The 648-nt window shown below is 68.7% G+C and carries 1 pseudogene; it reads right to left on the minus strand.

Annotated elements, in window-relative coordinates:
- A pseudogene (locus ACXJKJ_RS30875) lies at positions 1-648 on the minus strand (hypothetical protein); the annotation flags it as partial.

Genomic DNA, 648 nt, shown 5'->3' on the forward strand with positions numbered 1-648 from the left:
GCCCTGGCCCAGCTGCAGCAGCATCGACACCGCCGCGCCCACCGCCTGGAAGCAGGCGATCACCACCACCAGCACGGTGAACTTGGCCAGCAGCGGCACCCAGTTGGGCACCGGCATCGCATCGTTGACTTCATTGAGCCGCGCGGTGCGTTCCTTCCACACCAGCTCGCCGGCGTAGAACAGCACGATGATCACCAGCAGCCAGCTGTACGCGCCCTGCAGCAAGGCCAGCATTTCGGCGGTGACCGGATAGATCGGCGTGCCGTACAGCGATTCCTGCGTCAGCGCGCCGGGAATGAAGTTGGCCAGGCCCAGTAGCAGCAGCACCAGGAACGGCACGCTGCGCAGCACGCCGGTGGTATCGAAGCGGACCTGACGCAGGTACTGCTGCCATCCGGTGACCGCACCGAAGGTGGGGCGGATGCGCGGTACCCCCCATTGCGTGGGGCGCACGGTCGCAGGCGTCGGCGCGGCAGGCTTGCGCCCCCAGCGACGCCGCCCGCTGCCACTGCGCTCGGTGCGGAACAGCGCGAAGGTCGCCGTGAACAAGGCGGCGGCAACGCCCAGCCACAGCGCGCGATTGGCCAACAGGTAACCGGCCACCTGCGGCAGCTGGGTGTTGCTCTGTTCGGCCGCCCAGTAGCGCAC

This window comes from Roseateles sp. P5_E1 (assembly GCF_054049335.1).